Here is a 23445-nt window from a genome sequence, read left to right as displayed (position 1 = left end):
GGGGAAGTCTGCTCTGCTGCCAGCGTCATGTACGCGCTTCCTGTACTGGCAGCTGCTTGCGGCCGAACCGGTTGCCCAGTCGATCAAAGAACAGGTAGATCACGGGCGTCGTGAACAGCGTCAGCAGCTGGCTAAGCAGCAAGCCGCCAACCAGTACCAGGCCCAGCGGCTGACGCAGCTCGGCACCGGAGCCTGATGCCAGCATCAGCGGCACCGCACCGAACAATGCCGCCAGGGTCGTCATCAGGATGGGCCGGAAGCGCAGCAACGCCGCGCGGTAGATCGCGTCCTGCGGACTCATGCCCTGATTGCGCTCAGCGTCCAGGGCAAAGTCGATCATCATGATGGCGTTCTTCTTGACGATGCCGATCAACAGGATGATCCCAATGATCGCAATCAGCCCCAGGTCGTTGCCGGTCAGCAGCAAAGCCAGCAAGGCGCCGACCGCAGCCGACGGCAGCGTCGAGAGAATGGTGATCGGGTGGATATAGCTCTCGTAGAGCACACCGAGCACGATGTACATGGTCACGACTGCCGCCAAAATCAGCAGCAATGTGCTCGACAGCGACGCGCGGAAAGCTTCGGCCGCGCCCTGGAACCGACTCTGGATTCCTGCCGGCAAACCGATCTTCGCCTCGACGCTTTCGATGACTTCCACAGCCTCACCCAACGAAACGCCATCAGCCAGATTGAACGACAACGTGACGGCCGGGAACTGGCCAATGTGATTGATCAGCAGGGGTGCGCTACGTTGTTGCAGCGTTGCCAGGCTGGACAGCCTAACCGGGGTTCCGCTCTCGCTCTGCACGTACAGCTGCTCCAGCGCCTGCGCGCCAAGGCGGTTGCCTGCCTCTGCTTCGAGCACAACGCGGTACTGGCTGGCCTGGGTGAAGATCGTTGAAATCTGTCGCTGACCGAAGGCGTCATACAGCGCATCGGTTATCGCCGATATCTCGATCCCCAAGCGGGCCGCGGCATCTCTGTCGATATCGAGGAAGATCTGCAACCCATCACTTTGCAGGTCGCTGGCCACATCGGTCAGCTCCGGGCGCTCACGCAACGCTGCCACCAGGCGTGGCGTCCACTCCTGCAACAGCTCACCATCGGGTGACTCCAGGCTGAACTGAAACTGCGTGCGGCTGACCCGGTCCTCAATCGACAGATCCTGCACCGGCTGCATGTACAGCTCGATTCCCGGTAGTTTCGCCAGCTCAGGACGTAGACGATCAATCACCTGGCTGGCGGTGACATCACGTTCGCCATGGGGTTTGAGGTTGATCAGCATCCGCCCGCTGTTGAGCGTTACGTTGTCGCCATCGACGCCAATGTACGACGACAGGCTGGCCACCGCCGGATCAGCCAGGATCACGCGCGACAAGGACTGCTGGCGTTCGCTCATGGCGCGGAAGGAAATCGACTGCGGCGCTTCGCTGATGCCTTGAATCACACCGGTGTCCTGCACCGGAAAGAAGCCCTTCGGCACCGCCAGATACAACACCACCGTCAGACCGAGCGTGCCCACCGCCACCAGCAGCGTCAGGGTCTGGTGACCCAGCACCCAGGTCAGCCAGCGGGAGTAACCTCCGATAAGGCGCTCGACCCAGTCGGGCTTGCCCTTTTCAACGGCGGTGGGCTTGAGCAGCTTGGCGCACATCATTGGCGTCAGCGTCAGCGAGACCACCAGTGAAATCAGGATCGCCACAGCCAGGGTGATGGCGAACTCGCGGAACAGCCGCCCCACCACGTCCTGCATGAACAGCAGCGGAATCAGTACGGCGATCAGCGACAAGGTCAGTGAGATCAACGTGAAGCCGATCTGCCTGGCACCTTTCAATGCGGCCTGCAGCGGCGTCTCACCCTCCTCCACGTGGCGTGCGATGTTCTCGAGCATGACGATGGCGTCATCCACAACGAATCCCGTCGCAATGGTCAGCGCCATCAAGGTCAGGTTGTTCAGCGAGAAACCGGCAAGGTGCATCACCGCGAAAGTGCCGATCAGCGACAGCGGCACTGCAATCGAAGGAATGATGGTCGCCGACAGGCGCTTGAGGAATACAAAGGTGACCATGACAACCAGGAAGGTCGCCATCAACAGTTCGTGCTGGACATCGGTGATTGCAGCCCGGATGGTCTGCGTTCGATCAGTCAGCACCACTACGTCGAGGCCGGTCGGCATGCTGGCGGTCACCTCAGGCAGCAGTTCCTGAATCCGTTCGACCACCTCGATCACGTTGGCGCCGGGCTGGCGCTGGATGTTCAAGAGCACGGCCTGACTTTCATTGGCCCACGCGGCCAAGCGCTCGTTCTCAGCCCCGTCGATAATGTCGGCGACATCCTTCAAGCGCAGCGTCGCGCCGCCCTCATAGGCCAGAATCAGCTCAGCGTATTCCTCCGGCGTTTTCAGCTGATCATTGGCATCGAGCATCGATACGCGAGTCGGGCCATCGAAATTACCCTTGGGTTGATTGACGTTGGAGCTGGTCACCAGGGAACGCACGTCAGCCAGCGACAGGCCGTAAGACGCAAGCGCCTCCGGATTGACCCGTATACGCACTGCTGGTCGCTGGCCGCCAGCGATGCTGACCATACCGACGCCGCTGATTTGCGCCAATTTCTGCGCCATGCGGGTATCGACCAGGTCGTGCAGCTCCGGCAGGGCCAGACTTTCCGAGGTCACCGCCAGTGTCATGACCGGCGTGTCAGCCGGGTTGACCTTGTTATAGACCGGCGGTGCCGGCAGATCATTGGGCAGCAGATTGCTGCCCGCGTTGATCGCCGCCTGGACCTCCTGCTCGGCAACGTCGAGCTCAACGTCCAGCGAGAAGCGTAAGGTGATCACCGATGCGCCGCCAGAGCTGGTGGAGGACATCTGCGTCAGGCCGGGCATCTGACCGAACTGCCTTTCCAGCGGCGCAGTCACCGCGCTGGTCATGACCTCCGGGCTGGCTCCGGGATACAGCGTCATCACCCGGATGGTCGGATAGTCCACCTGGGGCAAGGCGGACACCGGCAGCATGCGGTAGGCGATAAGCCCGGCCAGCAGAATCGCGATCATCGTCAGGGTGGTGGCCACTGGCCGAAGGACGAACAGCCGCGAGATGTTCATCGCGCCGGACGCTCCTTGGTGCTCTGAGTATCGGCCTTCGGAGTCGCAGCCGCTTCGTCGGCAAGTTTCTGACGATCCACCACTTCGACTTCGCTGCCGTCACGCAGGCGGTCTGTGCCCTCCATGACGATTCGCTCGCCGGGGTTCAAACCGTTCACCACGACGGTCCTGTCGCCATTGCTCGGACCGACTTCGAGCACCCGCAGCTCAACCTTCGAGTCCTCACCAACGACATACGCGTAGTTGCCGCGCGAGCCGAACTGCAGTGCTGCCGAAGGAATCAGAACCGCATCAGGCAAGGTTTCCACACGCAAACGAGCATTGACGAACTGGTTGGGTATCAACAGCTCGGCCTCGTTATCGAAGCGCGCCTTCATCTTCAGCGTGCCAGTGGTCGTATCGATCAGATTGTCGAGACTTTCCAGTACACCTTCACCTAAAAGGGATCGCTCGCCACGGTCCCAGGCCTGGACTGAGAGTTCTTCACCGCGGCGGAACCGGGAGATGACCGGCGGCAGCTCATTTTCGGGCAGCGTAAAGGTGATTGCGATGGGCTGGGTCTGGGTGATCACTACAAGCGGCGTGGTGTCGTTGGCCGCGACAAGGTTGCCCTGATCCAGCTGACGCAGGCCGACGCGGCCATCTATTGGCGCGCGAATCTTGGTGAACTGCAGGTTCAACTTGGCCTCGTTGACAGCGGCCTGGTTGGCTGCAAGCGTTCCCTTGTATTGATTGACCAGTGCCTGCTGCGTATCAAGCGTCTGCTTGGCAATGCTGTCGTCGGCGAACAGACCACGGTAACGGTCGAGGTCCAGCTGCGCATTCTGCAACAAAGCGCGGTTTTGCTGGAGGGTGCCTTCGGCTTGCTGCAGTGCCACTTCATAAGCGCGGGGATCGATGACGGCCAGCAGATCGCCGGCCTTGACTCGCTGGCCCTCCTCGAAGTGAATCTCCACCAGTTCACCGGCCACGCGGCTACGCACGTTGACGGTATTCAACGGTGTAACGGTGCCAAGCGCCTTGGCGTAGACCTCGAATTCACCTCGTTCCACCGGGGCAACCCGCACGGGCGTGGGGCCACCAAATGCGCCGAAAGCCGGACGCCCACCCGCCTGCTGTGGCGGCGTCTCGTCCGCGCTTGGCCATAGCCACCAGAGCAGCAACGCAATCACAACAACCACGCCGCCGATGATTAGCCAACGCCGCATGGAGCCCGCAGAAGAAGTAGTTGCCTCGGACATGAACTGGGTTCGCCTGAAAATGAGCGTGAACCATAAGCAGTCGCGCTCCGCTCGCAAAGGGGATTTACGGCATTTTTACGTATCAGGCTTTGTAGCAACCCGAACCGATGGCAAAACGCTCCATGCCGGCGCAGGAACCATGCTTGAGCCATCCAGTCTATGTATCGTTCGCCGGGACGCTGACCAATGTGGCTCAGCGGAATCGTCCCGTATTCGATGAGGCATGCCGCTATTTTTCAGGCCGTCCGATAATGGCCTGCACAGGATCAAGGAATGAACGCATCACTGGTCATCCTGGCGTTAACAGTTGCCAGCTTTCTACTCGGTTTTCTACGCGACCTGTTTATCGCCAAGTCTTTCGGACTGAGCTGGGAAGCGGACCTGATATTTGTCGCACTGATCCTGCCGATGTTCTTCGAGAACTTTCTCGGCCTCGCCCTGCGCGACGCAATGATTCCTTACCTGCAAAAGCTACGCAGCCAATCCGAAGCCCTGTTTGAAGCCGTCAGCCGCTGGCTCTATTGGCGGGTCATGCTCATGGGCGCAGCTGTGAGTGCCGTCGCCATCATTGCAAGCTATTGGATTCTGAACATGCTGGCGCCCGGCTGGACGGACGCTCAGGTTGCTTCCGGCCAGATCGTATTCTGCGTAGGCGCGGTACTGGTCGCCGTTCAGGCGGTTTTGTATTGCCAGGGTGCACTGCTGAACATGGATGAGGTGTTCATCCTGCCGATGACCCGGACGGTGCTGCTCAACGCTGGCGCGATCGTCGGCATCCTGCTGTTCCAACCCACCGGCATGGTGATCTTCATTGGCATGCTGCTGCCTCAGCTGGCGCTGATTCTGGTCCAGCATCAGCGTATCGCATACCTGCGCGGAGACAACAAAGTCGAGACAAAGGGGCATGCAGGTGGCTTCGGTCTCGCGTTCGCACCCGTACTGCTGGCGGCCGGGGCGCAACAAGCCTGCATTCTTGCCGAGCGGATGTTCGCCTCCTTCCTGGAGGAAGGCAGTATCACGATGCTGTCGTTTGCGTTTCGCATCGTCACCATTCCGCTCACGCTTTACGCCTTGTCCGTGCTCTCGGTGCTGTTCCCCCGCTTCGTCTCGAGCTGGAACGACGGCGATCTCAGCGGCCATGGCGCCGTTATTCGCAAAGGATTGCTGGCGACACTGCTATTTCTGGTTCCGGCGTCCGTCGTGCTCTGTTCATTTCCGCAACCGGTGGTCTCAGTACTATTGGAACGGGGGCAGTTCGGCGCAACACAAACCGACGCCACGGCCTCGCTGGTGGTCCTGTATGCACTCGGTCTGCCCGCGATGGGCTTGGCGCTGCTGTGGGGACGTGCGCTCCTGGCGCAGCATCAATCACGGTTGTTTCTGGTGATCATGCTGGTCAGTTCTGCCTTTACGATCGGCCTCGATGCGCTGCTCTACGGACCATATGGTGCCGAAGGTCTGGCCGTTGCGTTTACCAGCGGCGTGACCCTCCAGGCCCTCTTCATGGGACTGTACGTCTATCGTGCGTCACCTGCAGGCTTGGCTCCCGGCGTGCTCGGGCGCTGGCTCGCTACCGCCGTTGTGGTCGCAACCGCACTGCATTGGTTGCCTTCCCCGCACGGGCTACTGCAACTGTGCCTGTATATAGGCCTGGTGCTCTGTGCTTTCGCCCTGGGCGTGGGGCTGCTCGGCGAACGGGACCTGTTCAAGCCGGCGTACTGGTCCATGAAAAAAGCCTGACGACAGTTCTTGCTGTCACTTAGTCCGATAGCGCCGAGTTTTGTCTGTAGATACATGATGTGCTACTTTTAATTCTACAGACACAGCCAGGCAGCTTAACTATGGCAGCAGTTCTTCAAGCACAGGCATTCACGAAGGACCAGTGCGCAACCGGTCTACGGGCTGCGGTGAACATTCTGGAAAAATGGCAGGCAACCACCGACCAGGCCTGCACAATTCTTCGGATATCACGTAGCACCCATAATCGCGCCAGGTCAGGCGATGCTAGTTGGTCGGTCAGCCTCGACCCGGACCAGATGCAACGCATCAGCTTCGTTCTGAACATTCATGCCGCACTTCGGCTTGTTTTCGACAACCCGGAGAACATGTATGGCTTCCCGGCGATGGCCAACCATAACGAGTTCTTCAATGGGCGCTCACCGCTGGAAATCATGGCTCAGGGTGACATGGTCTCTCTGTACGAAACGTTCCGACGCATCGATAGCCTGCGAGGCGCTCAGTGGTAAGCCCGAGTCAGCTGCCAAGACTGGCTAATGTCGAACAACAGGCTTATCGGCTGGTTAACTCGAAGTTTCCACCCATTGCCTTGTTCGATGATGTCGCCGATGCCGACGAGTTCGAAACGCTCTACCAGCTTCAAGCCCTGACCAATCCACGGTTACGAAACGAGACAGGCCGTCTGGAGCTGATCGCGCGCGCTGAAATACCCTTCGGCATACCCGGCTGCTCATATGCCACTGCTCCGTTTACCCATGTAAACCCGGCCGGGTCGCGTTTCAGCGACGGTAGCTTTGGCGTGCTTTATCTGGCCAGCACAATGGATACAGCGCTTGCTGAAGTTCGCCATCACCAGGACCGCTACTGGTCGAAGGTGGTTGGCCTGAGCTATGAGCGCTTTGTTTTCCGCGGCTTGTCGTGCCGCTTCAGCGAAGCCGGGATGCTCGATGCGATGCCCATCCCAATGTCGGATCCGCTCTACGACCCTGAGGACTATTCGAGCGGCCATCGCCTCGGGCGACTGCTCAGAAAAGGTCAAAAGCCCGGCTTGCGCTACCACTCCGTACGCAAATCGGGTCAGCATTGCTGGGCATTGATGACCCCAAAGCCGGTAACCTCGATCATTCAAAGCGAGCATTACGAGATGGTCTGGAACGGTTGCATTTCAAGCGTCAGTTCAATCACCGCGATCTGAAATCGCCCCTTAAGATGGCTACCTTGCAGACCGACCGGCACGCATCGGGCATAGGATCATATCGGAAGCAGTAGATAAAACCGCTCAAGCGTCCGGCGCGCCCTCCCCCCTGAGTCTTCCCAGTACCGCACAACCCAAAGCCCCCATGCAGCAGAACGCGCTTCGGACGGGTCCGATCCATAACGGGCGGCTCAGCCTCGCCGAATTGTCAGGGGAGACAGACATGCAACACCTTGATCTGCAGGTGATCAATCAGGCGCTTAAATGGGTCTCGGAAGGACATGACATATGGTTTTGTACCGTGTTGTCGACCTACGGATCGGCGCCTCGAGCGCCGGGCGCCCTCCTTGCTGCCCGGGCAGACGGTGCGCACGTTGGCTCATTGTCCGGCGGTTGCGTCGAGGAGGAATTTCTCGCCTGTTTGGCGCAAGGCGAATTACAAGCGCCGGCCCAAATCGTTCGCTACGGCGAAACCGATGATGACCGGCGACGCCTACAGCTGCCGTGCGGCGGCATCCTGCAGGTGCTGGTGGAGCACCACACTCCGAGCGAAACATGGCGCACTCACTTGCTCATGCTACAAGCAGCTCTACAAGGCCAACAGCGCCTGCTGCGACGAGTAGACCTGACGACTGGCGCCGCTGAACTGCTGCCGGACCAAGGCGGTGAGCAGACCCGCCTTGAGGGTGAGCAAGTCGAAATCCGCATCGGCCCCGCGCTTCGGCTGCTTCTCGCAGGTGTATCGCCTGTTGCACAGGCGTGCGCCAGTTTCGCTCGGGCGCTTGGTTGCGAGGTGATTGCCTGTGATCCCCGAGACGAGATGCAGGGCACGCTGATCGAAGGCATCGAAGTGCAGCCGGTGTTGCCCTCCGTGTTTATTGCTTCTGGCGCGTGTCACGAGGCCACCGCCGTGGTCGCGCTGACGCACGATCCACGCATTGATGACCTCGCGCTGATGGAGGCGGTACGAACTCCAGCGTTCTACATCGGCGCTATGGGGTCGCAACAGACCTCCGCCAAGCGAGCCGAACGGTTGCAACGCGTGGGTGGGCTAGACGAACAGCAAATCGAGCGAATCCATATGCCTATCGGACTGGATCTCGGCAGCAAGACACCGGCTGAAATTGCCCTCTCGGTGATGGCTGATGTACTGCGGGTCTATCGAGGTAAAGCGCGGGACGCGCTTTGAAAAGCGATATCGGAAGCCATTTGCCCTGCCAGCAAGAGTGTCCGCTGCAAGGCAACCACAGGTGACTTCCTGCAATTGAATCACTGTCATAAACATCTGAGTTGTTCAGCGAAGCCGTGAAAGCCCCGCCGCGCTTGCCCTGCGCGCGTTATCCACAAAAGCTGTGGATAAGTCTGTGAACACATGATGGATGACTTGCTCAAACGCCCGGCTCACGTGGCTTTGGTACAGATCGTCGAGTTTTCAACCATATCCAAAAAAGGCTTTTAATTCAGTTACTTAAACCAATCTACCTAACAAACGAAACGGCGCAGACGTTGGGCATGGAGCTTTCCAGACCTGAGTGTGCATAACAATTCTTGTCAACGACTTTTTTAGACAGAATTGGCACTTGTAGCCATAGACGCGGCGCCATATTTGCTCTCTACATTTTCACCTTGATGGTAGCTCGATTAGTCGTCACGCCTGCACAACGAGCCAAAATGCCACTAGCGCACAATCATCTAACCGCTCCGGTTGACTCGATCCGTCGCACTGTGTAGAGCTGACCAGCGTTTACCGATCAGGAGCTTGGGTCTAAAAAGGCTGGGCCATGAAGCATCTGGCCAGCACTGGGGAAGCTGAGCGGGCAATAGATAACCCGGCTACAGCAGAGAAATGGTCTTAGAGCCGTAAAGAAGCACAGCGGATTTCGAAGAAAGCAGTCCGGCATTCACGCGCGCAGACACATGGAAATCGAAGCGCCGCATTCTCATTTCCCAGAAACGCGAAAGCCCCGATTAACGGGGCTTTCGCGTTTCAGATGGTGCGGACGGAGAGACTCGAACTCTCACACCTTGCGGCGCCAGAACCTAAATCTGGTGTGTCTACCAATTTCACCACGTCCGCAAACTTCTAAACGAAAACGCCAGGCAGTGCCTGGCGTTCCGGAATATGGGGTGGACGATGGGGTTCGAACCCACGACCGCAGGAGCCACAATCCTGTGCTCTACCAACTGAGCTACGCCCACCATATTGCCTTGCTTGTGCCAGAGCCCAAAATGGCGCACCCGGCAGGACTCGAACCTGCGACCATCCGCTTAGAAGGCGGATGCTCTATCCAACTGAGCTACGGGCGCTTTATATCTGCATTCGGCTGAGCGCAGACTTCAAGCTCCGACCAGTGAAGGACTGACCTTCAAAAGCCGCCTTACCCAGCAGCAAGCTGTGCTCGACAAGCGGGGCGAATCTTAATGGCCTGACTTCACCTCGTCAACAGCTAAACCAAAAAAAATTCAGCCTGGTAAAGGAGTTACGGGAATCCCCCACCGGGTCGCCTTTGCCGAACGGTGCCGCCGTGCGAGAATGCGCGTCCTTTTTCAGTCCTTCTCGATGGTTAATCACGCGTCATGACCGCAAAACTGATCGACGGTAAACAGATCGCTGCCAATGTCCGCCAGCATATTGCCGGCCGGGTTGCCGAGCGCTCCAAGCAAGGTTTACGAGTACCTGGCCTGGCAGTGATTCTCGTGGGCACGGACCCGGCCTCTCAGGTCTATGTGGCGCACAAGCGCAAGGATTGCGAGGAGGTAGGATTCAAGTCCACCGCTCATGATCTTCCCGCTTCGACCAGCCAGGATGAACTCCTGGGTTTGATCGATCAGCTTAATGATGACCCTTCGATCGATGGCATTCTCGTGCAGCTTCCGTTGCCTAAGCATCTGGATGCATCGCAACTGCTCGAACGCATTCGTCCGGACAAGGATGTGGATGGATTCCACCCCTATAACATCGGCCGTCTCGCCCAGCGGATGCCTTTGCTACGCCCCTGCACACCCAAAGGGATCATGACCCTACTCGAGAGCACTGGCGTTGACCTACATGGCCTCAACGCGGTGGTGGTAGGTGCGTCCAACATTGTCGGCAGGCCCATGGCGCTGGAATTATTGCTGGCAGGCTGCACGACAACCGTCACGCATCGCTTCACCAATGACCTGGCTGACCACGTCAAGCGCGCCGATCTGATCGTGGTCGCGACCGGCATCACGGGTCTTGTCAAAGGTGAATGGATCAAGGAAGGGGCCATCGTGATTGATGTGGGAATCAATCGCCAAGCCGACGGCAAGCTGGTGGGTGACGTCGAGTTCGATGTGGCTGTGCAACGTGCCGGCTGGATTACCCCGGTTCCCGGCGGAGTGGGCCCGATGACCCGTGCGTGCCTGTTGGAAAACACGCTGCATGCCGCTGAACACCTGCACGACTGAAGCCTTCAACGCCTTCACATAAAGCGCGTCTAGAGCAAAACGGCACCCTCGGGTGCCGTTTTTTTCCCATGGATCGCGACTACCGCGCCTGCTCCCACGACTTGATCAGCTCGTCGTAGCTGACTGTCTGCCCTTGTGGTTTTTCATTGTCCAGTTTGGCTTTGGGCGACCCTGGCTGGCTCAGCCAGTATTCCGGGTCACGTGGTTCATTCAGCTTTGGCCCACACTTCGGTTGCACATTGGCGCGTTCCAGTCGCGCCATCATGGTGTCCTGCGCTTCGGCAAGCCCGTCCAGCGCTTCCTGAGGCGTCTTGTCGCCACTGGCCGCTTCGGCGATGTACTGCCACCAGAGCTGCGCCAGACGTGGATAGTCCGGCACATTGGTCCCGGTCGGTGTCCACTGAACGCGAGCCGGGCTGCGATAGAACTCAACGAGACCGCCCAGTTTTGGCGCGGCCTCGGTCATGGCTTCCGAATTGATGTCGGACTCACGGATCGGCGTCAGCCCCACCAAGGTCTTTTTCAACGACACGGTTTTAGCCACTGTGAATTGCGCGTAGAGCCAGGCAGCCAGACGACGCTCCTCCGGGGTTGAGTTCAGGAAGGTCCAGGAGCCCGCATCCTGATAGCCGAGCTTCATTCCCTCCTCCCAATATGGCCCTTTTGGCGACGGCGCCATCCGCCACTTCGGCGTGCCGTCTTCGTTCACCACCGGCAGACCCGGCTTGGTCATGTCGGCCGTAAAGGCGGTGTACCAGAAGATCTGCTGGGCAATGTTGCCCTGTGCCGGAACCGGTCCCGACTCAGAAAAGGTCATGCCCTGAGCTTCGCGCGGTGCGTATTCACGCATCCAATCCACATATTTCTGCGTTGCATAAACCGCCGCAGGGCCATTGGTGGCGCCACCGCGCGCGACGCTCGAGCCGACCGGATGGCAATCCTCAACGCGGATGCCCCACTCATCTACCGGCAAACCGTTTGGAAGCCCTTTGTCGCCGGCACCCGCCATCGAGAACCACGCATCCGTAAAGCGCCAGCCAAGCGACGGATCCTTCTTGCCGTAGTCCATATGGCCGTACACCCGCTGCCCGTCGATCTCCTTGACGTGTTTGCTGAAGAATTCAGCGATGTCTTCATAGGCGGACCAGTTCACTGGCACACCAAGCTCGTACCCGTAGCGCTCTTTGAACTGCTTTTTCAGTTCAGGCCGCTCGAACCAGTCGGCACGAAACCAGTAGAGGTTGGCGAACTGCTGGACCGGCAGTTGGTAGATCTTGCCATCCGGACCGGTGGTGAACGAGATACCAATGAAGTCGTCCAGGTCGAGTGTCGGGAGTGTGTAGTCCTTGGCCTCACCCTCGATCATGTCGCTGATGGCCACGGCCTTGCCATAGCGGAAGTGCGTGCCGATCAGGTCCGAGTCGTTGATGTAGCCGTCGTAGATATTTTTGCCAGACTGCATCTGTGTCTGCAGCTTCTCGACGACATCGCCCTCCTGCATCAGGTCGTGCCGCAGCTTGATGCCTGTAATTTCACTGAACGCACGGGCCAAGGTCTTGGACTCGTATTCGTGCGTGGTGATGGTCTCCGATGCGACGTTGATTTCCATGCCGCGGAACGGCTCGGCCGCTTTGATGAACCAGCGCAGCTCTTCCATTTGCTGCTCAGGCGACAGGGTCGACGGATTGAATTCGGATTCGATCCATTTCTTCGCCGCATCTTCATAGGCATCGGCCCAAGCCGATCCTGAAATGCCGGACAACGTCAGCAGGGCCGCGAGCGCCATGCCATGTCGGGTGTTGTTTTTATTCTCGAACATACACACCTCCTTTGGGTTTTTCGGAGGGATGAACCCGAAGGCTCAGCCCCAGCGCATCACTGCAAACAACCAGACGAGAGACAGCGCGGACGCTATCCAGATGCTCCAGTCGGTCAGGCCGATTAGCAGAAGATGCCAATAGGCGCTGCCCAGAAGTCCAATAAACAGTCGATCGCCGCGCGTGGTGACGATCGGCAGAAAGCCTTTACGCGGCAGACAGGGACGCCGCAGCTCCCATGCGCTCATGCACGCCAGCATCAAGCCGATCACAGCAAAGAAGGCTGCTGTAGGGGTGGTCCAGGCCATCCAGCTCATCTGCGGTCTCCTATACCCGGCCAAGGGCAAAGCCCTTGGCGACATGATTGCGAACGAACCAGATCACCAGCATGCCGGGCAGAATCGTCAGCACACCGGCCGCCGCCAGAACGCCCCAGTCGATCCCCGATGCCGAAACGGTTCGTGTCATCACCGAAACGATCGGCTTGGCGTCAACCGAAGTCAGCGTGCGCGCCAGCAGCAGCTCCACCCAGGAAAACATAAAGCAGAAGAAAGCCGTGACGCCGATGCCTGAGCCAATCAGCGGAATGAAGAGCTTCACGAAGAATTTCGGAAAGCTGTAGCCGTCGATGTAAGCCGTTTCATCGATTTCCTTGGGTACACCGGACATGAACCCCTCAAGAATCCACACCGCCAATGGCACATTGAACAGGCAATGCGCGAGCGCCACGGCGATATGCGTGTCGAACAGCCCGATCGATGAGTAAAGCTGAAAGAAAGGCAACAAGAAGACGGCCGGTGGCGCCATCCGATTGGTCAGCAGCCAGAAGAACAGGTGCTTGTCACCGAGAAACCGAAACCGAGAAAAGGCATAGGCGGCGGGCAGCGCGACGGCCAGCGAAATGATCGTGTTCAGGCACACGTAATACAGAGAGTTGATATAGCCGCTGTACCAGCTGCGGTCGGTGAAGATCACCCGGTAGTTTTCCAGCGTGAACGCCTGCGGCCAGAGCGTCAGCCCACCGAGAATCTCGGTGTTGCTCTTGAACGACATGTTGATCAGCCAGTAGATCGGCACCATCAGAAACGCGATGTAGACGATCAGTACGACTCGCTTGCGCAGGTTCATCAGCAGACCCTCATTTTTGATCGCCATGGGTCATGGCCGTGTAGAACAACCAGGACACCAGCAGGATGATCAGGAAGTAGATCAGCGAGAACGCTGCAGCCGGCCCCAGATCGAACTGGCCGACCGCCATTTTGGTCAGGGTCTGGCTGAGGAAGGTCGTTGCATTGCCCGGCCCACCGCCGGTTAGCACGAAGGGCTCGGTATAGATCATGAAGCTGTCCATGAAGCGCAGCATGACCGCGATCAGCAGCACGCTCTTGAGCTTGGGCAGCTGTATGTAGCGGAACACCGCCCAGCTCGATGCCCGGTCGATGCGAGCCGCCTGGTAATAGGCATCGGGAATGGCTCGCAGGCCCGAGTAACACAGCAGCGCGACCAGCGATGTCCAGTGCCAGACGTCCATCACCAGCACCGTCAGCCAGGCATCCCTTGTATTGGATGCATAGTTGTAGCTGATGCCCAGCTCGCGAAGGCTGTAACCCAGCAAACCGATATCCGCGCGGCCGAAGATCTGCCAGATGGTTCCCACCACGTTCCATGGAATCAACAGTGGGATCGCCATCACGATCAGACACAGCGAAGCCCAGCGCCCACGTGTCGGCATCGCCAGCGCGACCGCAATCCCGAGCGGGATCTCGATCAACAGCACGCAGCCCGAAAAAATGAACTGCCGCAGCAGCGAATCGTGCAGCCGGGGATCATTGAGTATCTGCCGGTACCAATCCGCGCCAACGAAGAAGCGTGTCGAGGAGTCGAAGATGTCCTGCACCGAATAGTTCACGACGGTCATCATCGGCAGGATGGCGCTGAAGGCGACCAGCAGGAAAACCGGCAGGACCAGCCACCATGCGCGATTGTCATGAGTCTTGGTCATGGCAGCTCCTCCACCAGCTTGTCGTCGGCGTAAAGCATCAACCACTGCGCCGGGAGGCCCACCCAGGCCTTCCTTTTCGGAACCGCTTGATCCTCGGGCAAGCGCGCCTTGATCAGATGCCCTTGCAGACGAAGCGTGAGGATCTTGTAGGTGCCCAGATCCTCGACGCGTACTGCCTCGGCCTGCATTGCGCCAGCACCTGGCTCCTCGCTGACCTGAACGAACTCGGGACGGATGCCAATCTGCAGGCGACTTGTAGCCAAGCCCGGGAGGCGCGCGGCCAGCGCACCCGAAAGCGGGAGGTGCAGGCCATTGAAACCGACCCCTCCGTCCTGGGCATCCACCTCGATAAGGTTCATCCCAGGGCTGCCTACAAAATAACCAACAAAGGTGTGCTGGGGCCGCTCGAAGAGTTCTCGCGGCGTACCGAACTGGACAATCTGCCCGCCGTACATCACTGCTATCTTGTCAGCGAAGGTCGACGCCTCCAGCTGGTCATGGGTGACGTAAATCATGGTGATATTGAACTGCTCATGAATCTGCTTGAGCTTGCGTCTCAGCTTCCACTTGAGGTGTGGATCGATGACGGTAAGCGGCTCGTCAAAGAGGATCGCCGAGACGTCGTCCCTGACCAGGCCCCGCCCCATCGAGACCTTCTGCTTCTCATCGGCCGTCAGGTTGTGAGCTTTTCGTTTGAGCAGTGGGTGGAGGTCCAGCACCTCGGCAATTTCATGCACTTTGCTGGTGATGCGAGCCTCGGCAATGCCTTGATTGCGCAGCGGGAAAGCCAGGTTGTCGAAGACGGTCATGGTGTCGTAGACGACCGGAAACTGAAAAACCTGGGCGATGTTGCGTTGCTGCGGCGTCAGGGTGTTCACCTTGCGCGTATCGAACAGCACCTCGCCCTCGGACGGGCTGAGCAATCCCGAGATGATGTTGAGCAAGGTCGACTTGCCGCATCCAGAGGGACCCAGCAGCGCATAGGCACCGCCCTGCTCCCACACGTGGTCCATCTCACGGATCGCATAGTCCGCAGCGCCCTGCGGCTGGCTGCTATAGCTGTGCGCAAGATTCTGCAAACGAATTTCTGCCATAACGATGCCCTCAGCCGCGTCGAGACGGTGCCTGGGCCAGCCGGCCCGAGGCATCGAAGACGAACAATTTATGAGTAGGGATATACACGCGGATCGGCGAATCGACGTGATAGTCGTGAACGCCTTGCAGGTGCAGCACCAGGCTGAGGTGTTCGTTGCGCACATGTAGAAAGGTTTCCGAGCCGCTGATTTCTGCCAGCTCGACCAGGCCGGACACTTCCAGATCATCGTCATTGGATGGCACCAGACCGATATGACTGGGCCGAATCCCGAAGCGATACTCGCCCTTGTCCAACCCACTCAGGTCGCTGTTGAGCGGGAAATGCATGCGGTCTTGAAGACTCACCTCGTTCGCCGCGATCCGCCCGGGCACCAGGTTGATCGGTGGTTCGGAGAACAGCTCGGCACTGAGCACCTGGCTGGGGCGGTGATACACCGCTGACGTCGGCCCGCTCTGTATCACTCGACCTTCGTGCAAAACGGTTGCGGTCCCGCCTAGCGCGAGAGCCTCGTTCGGCTCAGTGGTTGCGTACACCGCGATACTGCGGCGAGTTTTGAACAGCTCGCGCATCTCCTGACGGAGCTCTTCGCGCAATTTGTAATCGAGGTTTACCAGCGGCTCATCAAACAGGACCAGATCGGCGTCTTTAACCAAGGCTCGCGCCATTGCAGTTCGCTGCTGCTGCCCCCCGGAGAGCTCCAGTGGGTGTTTGTGCAGGAAGGCTTCGATGTGCAACATCTCGGCGGTTTCGCGCACCTTGCGTTCGATTTCCGCTTTACCCACACCGGCCTGTCGCAACGGTGACGCGATGTTCTCGTATACGGTCAACGTCGGGTAGTTGATGAACTGCTGGTAAACCATCGACACATTGCGCTTGCGTACCGGAACCCCGGTTACGTCAGCGCCGTTCATTACGATTCGCCCCCGGGTCGGCTTGTCGAGCCCCGCCATGAGTCGCATCAGCGACGTTTTTCCCGACAGGGTTCGTCCGATCAGCACGTTGAACGAGCCGGGTTCGAAACTCAGGCTGGCGTCGTCGATGTGCAGCTGACCGTCAACAGTCTTGGTGACGTGTTCCAGGGTGAGGGACATGCCGCATCCTTCTGGTTGTTATGGAAGGATCAAGAGCGATATCCATGCCAGCTACGCTGTACTGCTCTAGCGCGCGGCCCTCTGCGCAGACAGCTGTTGTTAAGTGTTCAAAATGAACAGTTCTGAACATTGACAGTGAACAAAAATGAACAAGACTGTTTATGGCACCGACTGCGGCAAACATCAAAACAACAAGAACATGCAGCGATAAGAGGCAACATGGCCAACCCAGCCCAGCCCATCTCACACCAGGCTCTGGTAGAAGGTTCCTGGAGCCGTTGCGAACGCTACGGACTGAACCCGCTCAGCATTCCAAGCTTCGGCGACCCGACGGAGCGAGACGTCAGTGCGCTGCTAGAGCGTCAGCGAAACCTGGTCCACACCACACAGCGCGAAGTACTTCCTTATTACGAGAACATCCTTTCGAATTCGAGCTGCCTGATCCTGCTGGCGGACAGTGGCGGTCAACTGCTCGAGTCCTGGGGCGACCGGCGCTTCGTCGAGCCTGCGCAGCAGAGAGGATTCAAGCCGGGCGCCAGCTGGATGGAGCGAGATACCGGGACCAATGCGATCGGCACCGCATTGGCCAGCGGGCAGGCGGTACATATCCAGCGAGACGAGCACTTTCTCAAGGCCAATCGTTATCTGTCCGGCGCGGCGTCACCTATCTATGACGCACAACGCCAGCTGATCGCCGTGCTCGACGTATCCAGCGACAGCTACCTACCGCCGTCGCACACGCTGGGCATGGTCAAGATGATGAGTCAGTCTGTGGAAAACCGGCTGATCCTCAACCTGTTCCGCGACGACTATTTTCAGCTGACCTTCAACACCGGCCAGGACAATCTTGATAGCCAGTGGGCCGGCTTGCTGGTTTTCGACGAGTCCGGGCTGATCGTCTCAGCCAATCGCCGGGCAGACAATCTGCTTGGGTTAGCACTTACCCGGAGCCGCATCGACAGGCTGTTCGACGTTCCTCTGCAGCAGCTGCTCAGTCAGCCGGAAGATCAGCCGATGCTGCTGCGAACAACCGGCAATCACCGTTTTCATGGCCTGGTTCGACGCCCGCAAAAGCCCTTGGTCCAACCTCGTGATTTCCGGAATACAGCAACCAAACCCGCGCGCACCCTGGACCTTGCAAGCATCGACCAAGGCGACCCGCAGGTTCATAAGGTAATTGGCCAGGCGCAGCTCATGCTGGAAAAGGACATTCCGATTCTGGTCAATGGGGAAACGGGCGTCGGCAAGGAAGTGCTGGTCAAAGCACTGCATGCTGCCAGCTCAAGGGCAAACGCTCCGTTGATCGCCGTTAACTGCGCGGCGATTCCCAGCGAGCTAATCGAATCCGAACTCTTCGGCTACGAAAAAGGCGCGTTTACCGGCGCACATCAAAAAGGAAGCCTCGGTCTGATCCGCAAAGCAGACGGTGGCGTGCTGTTTCTCGACGAGATCGGGGATATGCCGCTGAGCTTGCAGGCACGCCTGTTGCGCGTCTTGCAGGAGCGAAGCGTTCAGCCACTGGGCGGTGGTGAGCCCTATCCAGTCGACTTTCGATTGATCTGTGCAACCAACCGTTCGCTGCGCAAGGAGGTTGAGAGTGGTCATTTTCGTCAGGACTTGTTCTATCGGGTCAGCGGCCTAAGCGTTGAACTGCCACCCCTTAGAGCGCGCCACGACAAGCATGCGCTTTTCCAGCAGATATGGGAGCAGTACCGGGAGCCCCAGCAGTGGGCAGGGTTCAGTCCAGAAGTGCAGCGTGTGCTGCACAGTCACCCTTGGCCGGGAAACATCCGCCAGCTAAGCAGTGTCGTGCAGGTTGCGCTGGCATTGGCTCAGGATCAACCGATCCGTATGGAACATTTACCGGATGATTTTCTTGTTGATACGGACTTAAGGCCGACGAATCAAAGCAATGCCGGGCCGTCTCTGCCGACAGGCACGATGCCATCGTTTCCGATAGCTGCGAATGAGCCGCTCCGCGCACAGTTCGAAGCCTGTCGCGGCAACGTTTCGCACCTGGCGCGGCATCTCGGCGTGAGCCGTAACACCCTATACAAGCGCTTGCGGGCCGAAGGCCTTTATCCAACATAAGCTTGCCGGGAGGCGAGCTTCCCACAGAAATGAGAATGACCTAACCAAGGCGCCGAGTGCGCCAGCATGCCGCCTGAACGGTTATCACAGCGAACATCGCAGACAATGAATGAAAAGTCCGCATCCAGGCGCGTGCAGTTTGAAATGCGGCCTGTAACTGACAGTACGCTTTAGTCGCCAAGTCGCCAGGTTGTGCCGCCCTTCCCGTCTTCGAGAACGACACCCATGTCGGTCAGTTGGTCGCGAATTCGGTCTGACTCCGCCCAGTTCTTATCGGCGCGAGCCTGGAGGCGTGCGGCAATCAGCGCTTCTACCTCAGCGGCATCCACCTTGCCTTCAGCGCCCGCTTGCAGGAAAGCGTCTGGGTCCATCTGCAATATACCGAGCACGTTGGCGAGCTCTTTGAGTTGGGCCGCAAGGCCAGCCGCAGCCTGCAGATCCGTATCGCGCAGACGGTTGATCTCGCGAGCCATCTCGAACAGTACCGCGCAGGCTTCGGGTGAGTTGAAGTCATCATCCATTGCCTCGCCAAAGCGAGCCGCGAAGGTATCGCCACCCTGCGCCGTTGCCTCAGACAGGCCTCTGAGGGCGGTATAAAACCGCTCCAGGGCGCCCTTGGCTTCCTTCAAACTGTCTTCGGAGTAATTGATCGGGCTGCGATAGTGGCTTGAGACAAGCAGGTAGCGAACCACTTCCGGCTGGTACTTCTCCAGCACTTCTCGGATGGTGAAGAAGTTGCCTAACGACTTCGACATCTTCTCGCCGTCGACACGCACGGCACCGGCATGCATCCAGGTATTGGCGTACTGCTTGCCCGTCGCAGCCTCACTCTGGGCGATCTCGTTCTCGTGATGCGGAAATACGAGGTCCGGGCCACCGCCATGAATATCAAAAGTGTCGCCCAGGCAGCAGGTGGACATGACGGAGCATTCGATGTGCCAGCCCGGACGGCCTGCGCCCCAAGGCGATCCCCAACTCGGCTCGCCCGGCTTGGCGGCCTTCCAGAGCACGAAATCCAACGGATCTTCCTTGGCTTCGTCAACCTCGATACGCGCGCCGATCTTGAGGTCTTCGATCTTGCGCCGCGACAACTTGCCGTAGCCGGCAAACTTGCCAACCCGGTAGTACACGTCGCCATTGCCCGGTGCGTAGGCAAACCCCTTGTCGATCAGCGTCTGGATCATGCCGTGCATGCCAGCGATGTGGTCGGTAGCCCGAGGTTCGATGTCTGGACGCAGCACGTTGAGCCGTGCCTCGTCGTCATGCATGGCCGCGATCATGCGGCCTGTCAGCGTCTCGAAGGTTTCGTCATTCTCATGAGCTCGGCGAATAATCTTGTCGTCGATGTCGGTAATGTTGCGCACATAGGTCAAGTCGTACCCGCTCTGACGCAGCCAGCGTGAGATGACGTCAAACGCCACCATGACCCGTGCATGACCGATATGGCAGAAGTCATAGACAGTCATGCCGCAGACGTACATGCGCACCTGGTTTCCGCTCAATGGCTTGAGCGGTTCCTTGGTTTTACTCAGCGTGTTGTAGATCGCCAGCGCCATTACTGGCCTCCCCAGGAATCACGCAGCGTTACGGTACGGTTGAAGACCATCGCGTCCGGCCGGCTGTCCTTGCGGTCAACACAGAAGTAGCCTTCACGCTCGAACTGGAAGCGATCCTCAGCCTCGGCAGAGGCCAGCGATGGCTCGGCGCGGCAGCCTTTCAGTACCACTAGCGAATCCGGGTTGATGTTATCCAGGAAGCTGCCGCCGTCTTCATCCTTCTCTGGGTTAGCCGAGCGGAACAGGCGATCGTACAAACGCACTTCGCACTCGACGCTCTCAGCAGCCGGCACCCAGTGAATGACGCCTTTGACCTTGCGGCCCTCGGGGTTCTTGCCCAGCGTGTTCTCGTCGTAGGTGCAGCGCAGTTCGATGATGTTGCCCTGCTCGTCCTTGACCGCTTCATCGGCACGGATCACATAACTGCCACGCAGACGCACTTCCCCGCCCGGAATCAGCCGTTTGAACCCGGCCGGCGGCACCTCTTCGAAATCGGTGGCGTCAATGTAGATTTCCCGCGAGAAAGGCAGCTGGCGCACGCCCATGTCGTGCTTTGGATGGCGCGGCAGCTCCAGATTCTCAGTCTGACCCTCGGGATAATTGGTGATGACGACCTTCAACGGCTTGAGTACGCACATGGCCCGCGGCGCGTTGGCGTCCAGATCTTCACGAATCGCAAACTCGAGCATACCGATATCGACCACGCCGCCCGCGCGGTTCACGCCGATCATGTCGCAGAAGGTACGAATCGACGCCGGGGTATAACCGCGTCGACGATAACCTGTGAGCGTCGACATGCGCGGATCGTCCCAGCCGCTGACGTGCTTTTCATCAACCAGCTGCTTGAGCTTGCGCTTGCTGGTGATGGTGTAGTTCAGGTTCAGCCGCGCGAATTCATACTGGCGCGGACGCGCCGGCACCGGGAGGTTCTCCAGAAACCACTCGTAGAGTGGGCGATGGTCTTCAAACTCGAGGGTGCAGACCGAGTGAGTAACGCCTTCGATGGCATCCGACTGGCCGTGGGTGAAGTCGTAGCTCGGGTAGATGCACCAGTCGTTTCCGGTCTGGTGGTGATGGGCATGGCGGATCCGGTAGAGAATCGGATCGCGCAGATTCATGTTCGGCGAGGCCATGTCGATCTTGGCGCGCAGCGCCTTGGCGCCGTCCGCAAACTCTCCAGCCTTCATCCGCGCGAACAGATCCAGATTCTCTTCCGCCGAGCGATCGCGGAACGGGCTGTTCTTGCCCGGTTCGGTCAGGCTGCCGCGGTACTCGCGGGCTTGCTCTGGCGTCAGGTCGCAAACGTAAGCCTTGCCCGCCTTGATCAGCTCGATAGCCCAATCATGCAGCTGGCCGAAGTAGTTCGAAGCGTAGCGCTCTTCACCTGCCCACTGAAAACCGAGCCACTGAACATCGCCCTTGATCGCATCGATGTATTCCTGGTCTTCTTTCGCCGGGTTGGTGTCATCGAAACGGAGATTGCACTCGCCACCAAACTCCTTCGCCAGACCGAAGTTCAGGCAGATCGACTTGGCATGGCCGATATGCAGGTAGCCATTGGGCTCTGGCGGGAAGCGGGTGATGATCTTGGCATGCTTACCCGATTCCAGGTCGGCCTGGACGATCGGGCGGAGAAAATTGGTGGCTGCGGTAGTCTCAGGCTTGCTCATGGTGTCCTTAACGATCTGCGAGTGTGCGGCTCAGGGTAGGCCCGCCAAATCAAAGCGCCTATCATAGCGGACCCGTCAACCCCCTGACAGAGCAAAGCGCCTGCCGTGCAGCGCCCTTCAGCCGCAGCGCTTACCCATTGTCGGCACGACGCGACCTTCCCTCTTCCTCATTAGGACGACTTTCAATGATCAAGCTACATACCAATCACGGCGTTATCACCGTCAAGCTCTTCGAAGACAAGGCTCCCGAGACAACCGCCAACTTCAAGGAATACGTCAAGAGCGGCCATTACGACGGCACCGTTTTCCATCGCGTGATCAGCAATTTCATGATTCAGGGTGGTGGTTTCGAATCCGGCATGAAGCAGAAAGCGACCCGCGCCCAGATCAAGAACGAAGCCAACAACGGCCTTTCCAACAAGACAGGCACGCTGGCCATGGCACGCACGATGGAACCGCACTCTGCGTCCGCCCAGTTCTTTATCAACGTCAAGGACAACGACTTCCTCGACCACACCGCGCCGACCGTTCAAGGCTGGGGTTACGCGGTATTTGGTGAAGTGGTTGAAGGCATGGACGTGGTCGAAAAGATCAAAGGCGTACCCACCACCATGAAGTCCGGCCATCAGGACGTTCCGGTGGAAGACGTAGTGATCGAGAAAGCCGAGATCGTCGAGTAACTTGCATTGATTCTGTTAATCTCAGATCTGCACCTCGAAGAAAAGCGCCCGGATATCACCCGGGCGTTTCTTCGTTTCCTGGAGACACGTGCAGCTCAAGCCGAGGCGCTCTATATCCTTGGCGACTTTTTTGAGGTCTGGGTCGGCGATGACGGCATGTCGCCGTTCCAGCATGAGATAGCCCGAGCGCTGAATGCGCTGAGTCAGGGTGGGACGCGTGTCTACCTGATGCACGGCAACCGCGACTTCATGATCGGTAAGGCGTTCTGTCGCGAGGCCGGCTGCACACTGCTGGCCGATCCGCATATTGCCCAAATTGGTGGCGAGCGGGTGCTGCTGACCCATGGCGACAGTCTATGCACGCGTGACGAAGGCTATATGCGCTTACGGCGCTGGCTGCGCAATCCTGTCAGTCTTTTCATCCTGCATAATCTTTCCCTCGCCAAGCGTCAGAAGCTGGCGCAGAAACTGCGCTCAAGCAGCAAGGAAGAGACGCGAATGAAGGCCAGCGACATCGTCGACGTGACGCCAGACGAAGTCATCAAGATCATGCAACGTCACAAAGTCCGCACCTTGATCCACGGCCACACCCACCGACCAGCAACCCATTCGATGCAGATCGACGGTCGAGCCGCCACGCGCATCGTGTTGGGTGACTGGGATCGCCAGGGCTGGGCGTTGCAGGTCGACGAGGCAAGCCTTCACCAAGCTCCATTTGACCTGACCTAAAC

18 protein-coding genes and 3 tRNA genes are annotated in these 23445 nt (G+C 58.7%); 8 read left to right on the top strand and 13 right to left on the bottom strand.

All coding sequences use genetic code 11. The annotated features are described in order from the left end of the window. Window positions 1-25: 25 nt before the first annotated feature. Window positions 26-3106: an MdtB/MuxB family multidrug efflux RND transporter permease subunit gene (locus ACSSNI_RS06265; protein WP_200636834.1), complete on the bottom strand. Its 3081-nt coding sequence runs from the start codon at window positions 3104-3106 to the stop codon at window positions 26-28. Next, window positions 3103-4347 (bottom strand): MdtA/MuxA family multidrug efflux RND transporter periplasmic adaptor subunit, encoded by a 1245-nt coding sequence (locus ACSSNI_RS06260; protein WP_200636835.1) that lies wholly within the window; start codon window positions 4345-4347, stop codon window positions 3103-3105. The genes ACSSNI_RS06265 and ACSSNI_RS06260 overlap by 4 nt, the downstream gene beginning before the upstream one ends. 273 nt (window positions 4348-4620) lie before the next feature. Here ACSSNI_RS06260 and ACSSNI_RS06255 point away from each other — a divergent pair, with 273 nt between their 5' ends. From ACSSNI_RS06255 to ACSSNI_RS06240, 4 genes are all read left to right on the top strand, one after another. Next, complete coding sequence (locus ACSSNI_RS06255) at window positions 4621-6087, top strand: lipid II flippase MurJ (RefSeq protein ID WP_200636836.1); 1467 nt, start codon at window positions 4621-4623, stop codon at window positions 6085-6087. A 101-nt stretch (window positions 6088-6188) separates the two neighbouring features. Continuing rightward, a complete protein-coding gene (locus tag ACSSNI_RS06250; protein WP_200636837.1) occupies window positions 6189-6593 on the top strand; it encodes an antitoxin Xre-like helix-turn-helix domain-containing protein in 405 nt (134 codons plus the stop codon). Beyond that, a complete protein-coding gene (locus ACSSNI_RS06245) occupies window positions 6587-7279 on the top strand; it encodes an RES family NAD+ phosphorylase (protein ID WP_200636838.1) in 693 nt (230 codons plus the stop codon). Before ACSSNI_RS06250 ends, ACSSNI_RS06245 begins: the two co-directional genes overlap by 7 nt. 223 nt (window positions 7280-7502) lie before the next feature. Continuing rightward, window positions 7503-8468 carry an XdhC family protein gene (locus ACSSNI_RS06240; protein WP_200636839.1) on the top strand — a complete coding sequence of 322 codons (966 nt, stop codon included), beginning with the start codon at window positions 7503-7505 and terminating at the stop codon, window positions 8466-8468. 803 nt (window positions 8469-9271) lie between these two features. Here the strand turns inward: ACSSNI_RS06240 and ACSSNI_RS06235 are convergent. From ACSSNI_RS06235 to ACSSNI_RS06225, 3 genes are all read right to left on the bottom strand, one after another. Then, window positions 9272-9356, bottom strand: a tRNA-Leu gene (locus tag ACSSNI_RS06235). Window positions 9357-9402: 46 nt separating this feature from the next. Further along, window positions 9403-9478 (bottom strand) — tRNA-His (locus tag ACSSNI_RS06230). A gap of 31 nt (window positions 9479-9509) precedes the next feature. Then, window positions 9510-9586 (bottom strand) — tRNA-Arg (locus tag ACSSNI_RS06225). A gap of 270 nt (window positions 9587-9856) precedes the next feature. Here ACSSNI_RS06225 and folD point away from each other — a divergent pair. After that, complete coding sequence (gene folD / locus ACSSNI_RS06220) at window positions 9857-10711, top strand: bifunctional methylenetetrahydrofolate dehydrogenase/methenyltetrahydrofolate cyclohydrolase FolD (RefSeq protein WP_200636841.1); 855 nt, start codon at window positions 9857-9859, stop codon at window positions 10709-10711. A 79-nt stretch (window positions 10712-10790) separates the two neighbouring features. Here the strand turns inward: folD and ACSSNI_RS06215 are convergent, their stop codons facing one another. Genes ACSSNI_RS06215 through ACSSNI_RS06190 form a run of 6 tightly spaced genes read right to left on the bottom strand, consistent with a single transcriptional unit; the run spans window position 10791 to window position 16717 of the window. Then, window positions 10791-12530, bottom strand: a complete 1740-nt coding sequence (locus ACSSNI_RS06215) for an ABC transporter substrate-binding protein (RefSeq protein ID WP_200636843.1) — start codon at window positions 12528-12530, stop codon at window positions 10791-10793. A 42-nt stretch (window positions 12531-12572) separates the two neighbouring features. Then, a complete protein-coding gene (locus ACSSNI_RS06210) occupies window positions 12573-12845 on the bottom strand; it encodes a DUF2160 domain-containing protein (RefSeq protein ID WP_102835302.1) in 273 nt (90 codons plus the stop codon). Between the two features lie 10 nt (window positions 12846-12855). Then, window positions 12856-13656, bottom strand: coding sequence for a carbohydrate ABC transporter permease (locus tag ACSSNI_RS06205; protein WP_159969680.1), 801 nt, complete (start codon window positions 13654-13656; stop codon window positions 12856-12858). A gap of 10 nt (window positions 13657-13666) precedes the next feature. Then, window positions 13667-14530: a carbohydrate ABC transporter permease gene (locus ACSSNI_RS06200; protein WP_148924154.1), complete on the bottom strand. Its 864-nt coding sequence runs from the start codon at window positions 14528-14530 to the stop codon at window positions 13667-13669. Then, entirely contained in the window at window positions 14527-15624 is a 1098-nt protein-coding gene (locus tag ACSSNI_RS06195; protein WP_200636845.1) for an ABC transporter ATP-binding protein, read from the bottom strand. The genes ACSSNI_RS06200 and ACSSNI_RS06195 overlap by 4 nt, the downstream gene beginning before the upstream one ends. A gap of 10 nt (window positions 15625-15634) precedes the next feature. Next, window positions 15635-16717 carry an ABC transporter ATP-binding protein gene (locus tag ACSSNI_RS06190; RefSeq protein WP_200636847.1) on the bottom strand — a complete coding sequence of 361 codons (1083 nt, stop codon included), beginning with the start codon at window positions 16715-16717 and terminating at the stop codon, window positions 15635-15637. A 219-nt stretch (window positions 16718-16936) separates the two neighbouring features. Here ACSSNI_RS06190 and ACSSNI_RS06185 point away from each other — a divergent pair, with 219 nt between their 5' ends. Next, complete coding sequence (locus ACSSNI_RS06185) at window positions 16937-18808, top strand: sigma-54-dependent Fis family transcriptional regulator (protein ID WP_200636849.1); 1872 nt, start codon at window positions 16937-16939, stop codon at window positions 18806-18808. A 170-nt stretch (window positions 18809-18978) separates the two neighbouring features. On the opposite strand, the gene cysS is transcribed toward ACSSNI_RS06185, so the two are convergent. Both cysS and ACSSNI_RS06175 read right to left on the bottom strand, forming a co-directional pair. Then, a complete protein-coding gene (cysS, locus tag ACSSNI_RS06180) occupies window positions 18979-20364 on the bottom strand; it encodes a cysteine--tRNA ligase (protein WP_200636851.1) in 1386 nt (461 codons plus the stop codon). After that, window positions 20364-22034 (bottom strand): glutamine--tRNA ligase/YqeY domain fusion protein, encoded by a 1671-nt coding sequence (locus ACSSNI_RS06175; protein WP_200636852.1) that lies wholly within the window; start codon window positions 22032-22034, stop codon window positions 20364-20366. Before ACSSNI_RS06175 ends, cysS begins: the two co-directional genes overlap by 1 nt. A 185-nt stretch (window positions 22035-22219) precedes the next feature. Here ACSSNI_RS06175 and ACSSNI_RS06170 point away from each other — a divergent pair, with 185 nt between their 5' ends. Further along, complete coding sequence (locus tag ACSSNI_RS06170) at window positions 22220-22714, top strand: peptidylprolyl isomerase (protein ID WP_200636853.1); 495 nt, start codon at window positions 22220-22222, stop codon at window positions 22712-22714. A gap of 6 nt (window positions 22715-22720) precedes the next feature. Next, complete coding sequence (gene lpxH, locus ACSSNI_RS06165; RefSeq protein WP_200636854.1) at window positions 22721-23443, top strand: UDP-2,3-diacylglucosamine diphosphatase; 723 nt, start codon at window positions 22721-22723, stop codon at window positions 23441-23443. The last annotated feature ends 2 nt before the right edge of the window (window positions 23444-23445 follow it).

This window comes from Stutzerimonas tianxiuensis (genome assembly GCF_053470365.1).
The sequence above is the reverse complement of the archived record's forward strand: the minus strand, read 5'-3'. Positions and strand labels throughout refer to the sequence as shown.

Bases quoted from the DNA above. Each gene is read 5' to 3' on its own strand.
- ACSSNI_RS06265 (WP_200636834.1), bottom strand. From the start codon at position 3,106: ATGAACATCTCGCGGCTGTTCGTCCTTCGGCCAGTGGCCACCACCCTG.
- ACSSNI_RS06260 (WP_200636835.1), bottom strand. From the start codon at position 4,347: ATGTCCGAGGCAACTACTTCTTCTGCGGGCTCCATGCGGCGTTGGCTA.
- ACSSNI_RS06255 (WP_200636836.1), top strand. From the start codon at position 4,621: ATGAACGCATCACTGGTCATCCTGGCGTTAACAGTTGCCAGCTTTCTA.
- ACSSNI_RS06250 (WP_200636837.1), top strand. From the start codon at position 6,189: ATGGCAGCAGTTCTTCAAGCACAGGCATTCACGAAGGACCAGTGCGCA.
- ACSSNI_RS06240 (WP_200636839.1), top strand. From the start codon at position 7,503: ATGCAACACCTTGATCTGCAGGTGATCAATCAGGCGCTTAAATGGGTC.
- folD (WP_200636841.1), top strand. From the start codon at position 9,857: ATGACCGCAAAACTGATCGACGGTAAACAGATCGCTGCCAATGTCCGC.
- ACSSNI_RS06215 (WP_200636843.1), bottom strand. From the start codon at position 12,530: ATGTTCGAGAATAAAAACAACACCCGACATGGCATGGCGCTCGCGGCC.
- ACSSNI_RS06210 (WP_102835302.1), bottom strand. From the start codon at position 12,845: ATGAGCTGGATGGCCTGGACCACCCCTACAGCAGCCTTCTTTGCTGTG.
- ACSSNI_RS06205 (WP_159969680.1), bottom strand. From the start codon at position 13,656: ATGAACCTGCGCAAGCGAGTCGTACTGATCGTCTACATCGCGTTTCTG.
- ACSSNI_RS06200 (WP_148924154.1), bottom strand. From the start codon at position 14,530: ATGACCAAGACTCATGACAATCGCGCATGGTGGCTGGTCCTGCCGGTT.
- ACSSNI_RS06195 (WP_200636845.1), bottom strand. From the start codon at position 15,624: ATGGCAGAAATTCGTTTGCAGAATCTTGCGCACAGCTATAGCAGCCAG.
- ACSSNI_RS06190 (WP_200636847.1), bottom strand. From the start codon at position 16,717: ATGTCCCTCACCCTGGAACACGTCACCAAGACTGTTGACGGTCAGCTG.
- ACSSNI_RS06185 (WP_200636849.1), top strand. From the start codon at position 16,937: ATGGCCAACCCAGCCCAGCCCATCTCACACCAGGCTCTGGTAGAAGGT.
- cysS (WP_200636851.1), bottom strand. From the start codon at position 20,364: ATGGCGCTGGCGATCTACAACACGCTGAGTAAAACCAAGGAACCGCTC.
- ACSSNI_RS06175 (WP_200636852.1), bottom strand. From the start codon at position 22,034: ATGAGCAAGCCTGAGACTACCGCAGCCACCAATTTTCTCCGCCCGATC.
- ACSSNI_RS06170 (WP_200636853.1), top strand. From the start codon at position 22,220: ATGATCAAGCTACATACCAATCACGGCGTTATCACCGTCAAGCTCTTC.